Source organism: Inquilinus limosus MP06 (assembly GCF_000767795.1).
Lineage (GTDB): Bacteria > Pseudomonadota > Alphaproteobacteria > DSM-16000 > Inquilinaceae > Inquilinus > Inquilinus limosus_E.
On the sequence record NZ_JANX01000522.1, the window covers coordinates 1 to 4,527 of the forward strand.

Below are 4,527 nucleotides of genomic sequence, written 5' to 3' on the forward strand. Positions count from 1 at the left end.
GCGGCGCCGCGGCCATGGCCTGGCCCAGCCGGAACCCCGGCGCGGGCGCAGTCGGTTCGGCGGCTGGCAGCTCGACCGCCGCCTGCGGCGCCTGGCCGATCCCGAGGGCCGCGCGGTGGCTCTGACCAAGGGCGAGTACGCCCTGCTGGTCGCCTTCCTCGACGCGCCGCAGCGCCCGCTGTCGCGCGAACACCTGCTGCAGGCGACGCGGGTGCATGAGGATGTCTACGACCGCAGCATCGACGTCCAGATCCTGCGGCTGCGGCGCAAGCTGGAGGCCGCCCCGGGCGCGCCCCGGCTGATCCGGACCGAGCGCGGCGTCGGCTATACGTTCATCCTCCCGGTCGAGCAGGCCTGACCGGCGACCCTATTCCCCCTGCTGCAGCAAAGAGCCGCGATCTCGGGCGATGCGGAAGCCCCAGAGGAACGCGGCGCAGCCGAGGGCCAGGCACACGACATTCAGCCCGACGGCGGCCAGGAAATGGCCCATGGCGAAGCCCTGCCCATGCAGCAGGCCGCGCATGCCTTCGAACACATGGGCCGGCGGCAGCGCATAGGCCACCCATTGCAGCCAGCCCGGCAGCACCGAGACCGGATAGTAGATCGCGCTGATCGGCGAGATGGCGAAGACGATGGCCCAGGCCAGCCCCTCCGCCCCCATGCCGTAGCGCAGGATCAGCGCCAGCACCACCAGCGCCACCGCCCAGCCGGTGACGATCAGGTTGACGAAGAAGGCCAGCAGCGGCAGGCCGAGCGAGAAGATGTTCCAGTGGTACAGCAGGATCGCCAGCAAGGCCGCCGGCACCACCCCGGCCAGGGTGCGGATCAGGCTCATCGCCATCAGCGACGCCACCCATTCCCAGGGCCGGAGCGGGCTGACGAAGAGGTGACCGAGATTGCGGCTCCACATCTCCTCGAGGAAGGAGATCGACATGCCGAGCTGGGCCCGGAACAGCAGGTCCCACAGCAGCACCGCGGAGATCAGCACGCCCGCCGCCTGGGCCTGCCAGTTCATCGCCGGCGCCAGGCTCTCGGTGATCAGGCCCCAAACCACCATCTGTACCGTCGGCCAGTAGGCCAGCTCGATCAGCCGCGGCATCGAGCCGCGCAGGATGTAGAGGTGGCGCAGCATCACCGCCAGGATGCGGCCGGCGGCCGAGCCGCGCAGGGCGGGCGGAGAGGCGAGGGTTCCGCTCATCGCGCCGGCCTCATTGCGCGGCCTGCCCAAGCGCGCTGCGGCTGCGGGCGATGTCGAGGAACACCTCCTCCAGGTCGGTGCGGCCGTATTTGGCGATCAGGTGGTCGGGCGAGCCCTGGTCGACGATCTTCCCCGCTTTCAGCATCAGCACCTGGTCGCTCAGCCGCTCGACCTCGTCCATGTTGTGGCTGGCCAGCAGGATGGTGGCCCCGCGCTCGGCCCGGTAGCGCTCCAGCATGCCGCGCACCCAGTCGCCGGTGTCGGGGTCGAGCGAGGCGGTCGGCTCGTCGAGCAGCAGCAGCTCCGGCGCGTTGACCAGCGCCTTGGCCAGCGCCACCCGGGTCTTCTGCCCGGCGGACAGCTTGCCGGACGGCCGGTCGACGAACCCGGTCAGGTCCAGCATCTCCGCCAGCTCGGCGATGCGGCGGCGGCGGTCGCGCACGCCGTAGAGCCGGGCATAGACCGCCAGGTTCTCGCGCACCGTCAGCCGGTGCGGCAGATCGACATAGGGGCTGGAGAAGTTCATCCGGGGCAGGACGGCCCAGCGATCGCGGGCCATATCGTGCCCCAGCACGGTGATGCGGCCGCCCGACGGCAGCAGCAGGCCGAGCAGCATCGAGATCGTGGTGGTCTTGCCGGCGCCGTTGCCGCCCAGGAGCGCGACGGTCGAGCCGCGCGGCACGACGAAGGAGATGCCGTCGACCGCGGGCGCGGCGCCGGGATGGAAGCGCTTGGACAGGCGCTCCGCTATGATGACGCCGTCGGAGAGCATGGAGCGAGAATGGACGGACAAGCCGAGAATGACCAGGGGGCCGGTATCGGACCGGCGGCGGAGGCCGGGCCGGCCGTGCTGCGGCGGCCGCTGGACGCGCCGGAGGCGGTGCCCGGCCGGCGGATGCGGGCGCGGATCAGCCAGATCACCCTGATCAAGATCCGCTGGGTCGCCGTCGCCGGCCAGGCCGTCTCGATCCTGTTCGTGCATTACTGGATGGACTATGCCCTGCCGCTGTGGCCGGCGCTGGCCATCGTCGGCATCTCGGTGGCGCTGAACGTCGCCGCCGTGGTCCAGGGCAAGTGGCGGCTGCGGCTGGTGGAGCGCGACGCCGCCCTCTATCTCGGCTACGACATGTGCCAGCTGGTGGCCCTCCTGTTCCTCACCGGCGGCCTCTTGAACCCCTTCGTCGTGCTGCTGCTGGCGCCGCTGACGGTGTCGGCCACGCTGCTGAGCTACCGCAGCACGGTGACGCTGACCGGGCTGGCGATGGCGGGCATCGTGCTGCTGGCCTTCTGGCACTATCCGCTGCCGGGCGGCATGCCCTCCAGCGGCTCGCCCTACCATCTCGGCGTCGGCCTGGCGATGGCGATCGCCATCCTGTTCATCTCCAACTACGTCTGGCAGGTGGCGGCCGATTCCCGCCAGGTGTCGGACGCGCTGGGCGCCACCCAGCTGGCGCTGGAGCGCGAGCAGCGCATCTCGCTGCTGGGCGGCCTGGCCGCGGCGGCGGCGCATCAGCTGGGCACGCCGCTCGGCACCATCACCCTGATCGCGCGGGAGATGCGGCGCGACGTGCCGGCCGACAGCCCGATGGCCGAGGATATCGCCCTGCTGGAGCAGGAGGTCGGCCGCTGCAGGGACATCCTGACCGAGCTGGCGCGGCGGCCGGAGCCGGATGACGGCGACCCGTTCCGGCTGATGACCCTGCCGGCGCTGGCCGGGGCCGCGGCCGAAAGCTACCTGCACAGCGAGAACCGCCGGCTGTTCATCACCGCCGCCGACGGCCCGCCGGGCCAGCCGCTGATGCTGCGGCGGACGCCGGAGCTGATCCACGGCCTGGGCAACCTGATCCAGAACGCGCTGCAATTCGCGCGAAACCGGGTCGAGATCAGCGCCGAATATGGACCGAAGACCGTGGTGCTGAAGATCACCGACGACGGCCCCGGCTTCCCGCTGGCCCTGCTGGGCCGGCTCGGCGAGCCCTATGTCTCCGGCCGCGGCGAGGACAGCGACCATATGGGGCTCGGCATCTTCATCGCGGCCACGCTCCTGGAGCATAGCGGGGCCCAATTGTCCTTCTCGAATGGCCCGCAAGGGGGCGCGGTTATTGCAGTTGCGTGGCCGCGACACAAATTTGAGAGGAAAGAAAGGACCTGGGCATGACCATCTCTCCCGCCACCGTCACCCCCGAACAGCCGGCGCCGCTGCCGGCGCGCGACGCGGCCAAGAGCCTGCTGATCGTCGACGACGACATCGCCTTCCGCACCCGCTTGGCCCGCGCCATGGAGAAACGGGGCTTCGAGGTGGTGACCGCCGACGGCCTGGCCACCGGCATCGACCTGGCCCGCCGCGTCGCCCCCGCCTTCGCGGTGCTGGACCTGCGGCTGGGCGACGGCAACGGCCTGGACATCGTGCCGGTGCTGCATGAGGCGCGGCCGGACAGCCGGGTGATCATGCTGACCGGCTACGGCAACATCGCCACCGCCGTGGCCGCGGTGAAGGCCGGCGCCGTCGACTACCTGGCCAAGCCGACCGACGCCGACCAGATCGAGGCGGCGCTGCTGAACCCAGACGAGAAGCTGCCGCCGCCGCCGGAGAACCCGATGTCGGCCGACCGCGTGCGGTGGGAGCACATCCAGCGCGTGTTCGAGCAGTGCGACCGCAACGTGTCGGAGACGGCGCGCCGGCTGAAGATGCACCGTCGCACTTTGCAGCGCATCCTGAACAAGCACGCCCCGCGGGGGTGATCCTGCAGGCGCCGCGGCGGGCCTTGCCCCCGCGGCAGCCGGATCGACGCCCCGACCCTAGTAGGGGCGCCCGCTGCGCTTCCTCACCACCCGTGCCACCAGCGTGGTAAGCATCAGCGGCATACCAACCCACTGCAACAGAGTGGAGGTCAGAGGGTATTGACGCTCCAGTCCCCAGCCGACGGCGAGCATCAATAGTGCGACGGTGAGAACCCACCCGAGCGGGTCCCGCCAGAACGGCTTGGTCGGAGCCCGTGGCGGCCCGAGCGGATCGTTTGCCATCGGTTGAATGCCTGCGTCATTCGGACCGGGAGTGTAGGCCGGGGAACGGGGGCTGGAAATGGCGGCCGCTGCGTCGCCTCTCACCCGTCGACCGACCCGCCGAGGATCGCCGCCGTCCGGGCCAGCCATTCGGCCGGGTCGGGGCGGTGGTAGACCCGTTCCGCCGGTTCGATCCGGTCGAGGAAGCCCTGATAGATCACCGCCTGGCGGGCGGCGGCGACCGGCGCCAGCAGCGCCGCAGCCCGGTCCGGGTCCGAGCCCGGCACGGCCGCGCGCCACAGGCCGTGCCAATGCCGCCGAATGGG

6 protein-coding genes are annotated in these 4,527 nt (G+C 71.1%); 3 read left to right on the forward strand and 3 right to left on the reverse strand.

All coding sequences use genetic code 11. The features are described 5' to 3' along the window. Positions 1 to 358, forward strand: a 358-nt coding sequence (locus P409_RS27475) for a winged helix-turn-helix domain-containing protein (protein ID WP_034845889.1), incomplete at its 5' end; no start/stop codon positions are given. Between the two features lie 9 nt (positions 359 to 367). On the opposite strand, the gene P409_RS27480 is transcribed toward P409_RS27475, so the two are convergent. Both P409_RS27480 and P409_RS27485 read right to left on the reverse strand, forming a co-directional pair. Then, positions 368 to 1,198 carry an ABC transporter permease gene (locus tag P409_RS27480; RefSeq protein ID WP_034845895.1) on the reverse strand — a complete coding sequence of 277 codons (831 nt, stop codon included), beginning with the start codon at positions 1,196 to 1,198 and terminating at the stop codon, positions 368 to 370. A gap of 10 nt (positions 1,199 to 1,208) precedes the next feature. Next, complete coding sequence (locus P409_RS27485) at positions 1,209 to 1,970, reverse strand: ABC transporter ATP-binding protein (protein WP_034845891.1); 762 nt, start codon at positions 1,968 to 1,970, stop codon at positions 1,209 to 1,211. Positions 1,971 to 1,979: 9 nt separating this feature from the next. On the opposite strand from P409_RS27485, the gene P409_RS27490 reads away from it, so the two are divergent. Both P409_RS27490 and P409_RS27495 read left to right on the forward strand, forming a co-directional pair. Beyond that, a complete protein-coding gene (locus tag P409_RS27490) occupies positions 1,980 to 3,356 on the forward strand; it encodes an ActS/PrrB/RegB family redox-sensitive histidine kinase (RefSeq protein WP_052121469.1) in 1,377 nt (458 codons plus the stop codon). Then, the gene (locus P409_RS27495) at positions 3,353 to 3,940 is read left to right on the forward strand and encodes an ActR/PrrA/RegA family redox response regulator transcription factor (protein ID WP_081991829.1); all 588 of its coding nucleotides are present in this window, start codon (positions 3,353 to 3,355) and stop codon (positions 3,938 to 3,940) included. Before P409_RS27490 ends, P409_RS27495 begins: the two co-directional genes overlap by 4 nt. Positions 3,941 to 4,302: 362 nt before the next feature. On the opposite strand, the gene P409_RS39315 is transcribed toward P409_RS27495, so the two are convergent. Continuing rightward, a partial coding sequence (locus P409_RS39315; protein WP_202964829.1) for a hypothetical protein occupies positions 4,303 to 4,527 on the reverse strand: 225 nt, incomplete at its 5' end.

Excerpts from the sequence above, each read along its gene's own strand:
- P409_RS27495 (WP_081991829.1), top strand. The coding sequence starts at position 3,353 with ATGACCATCTCTCCCGCCACCGTCACCCCCGAACAGCCGGCGCCGCTG.
- P409_RS27485 (WP_034845891.1), bottom strand. The coding sequence starts at position 1,970 with ATGCTCTCCGACGGCGTCATCATAGCGGAGCGCCTGTCCAAGCGCTTC.
- P409_RS27480 (WP_034845895.1), bottom strand. The coding sequence starts at position 1,198 with ATGAGCGGAACCCTCGCCTCTCCGCCCGCCCTGCGCGGCTCGGCCGCC.
- P409_RS27490 (WP_052121469.1), top strand. The coding sequence starts at position 1,980 with ATGGACGGACAAGCCGAGAATGACCAGGGGGCCGGTATCGGACCGGCG.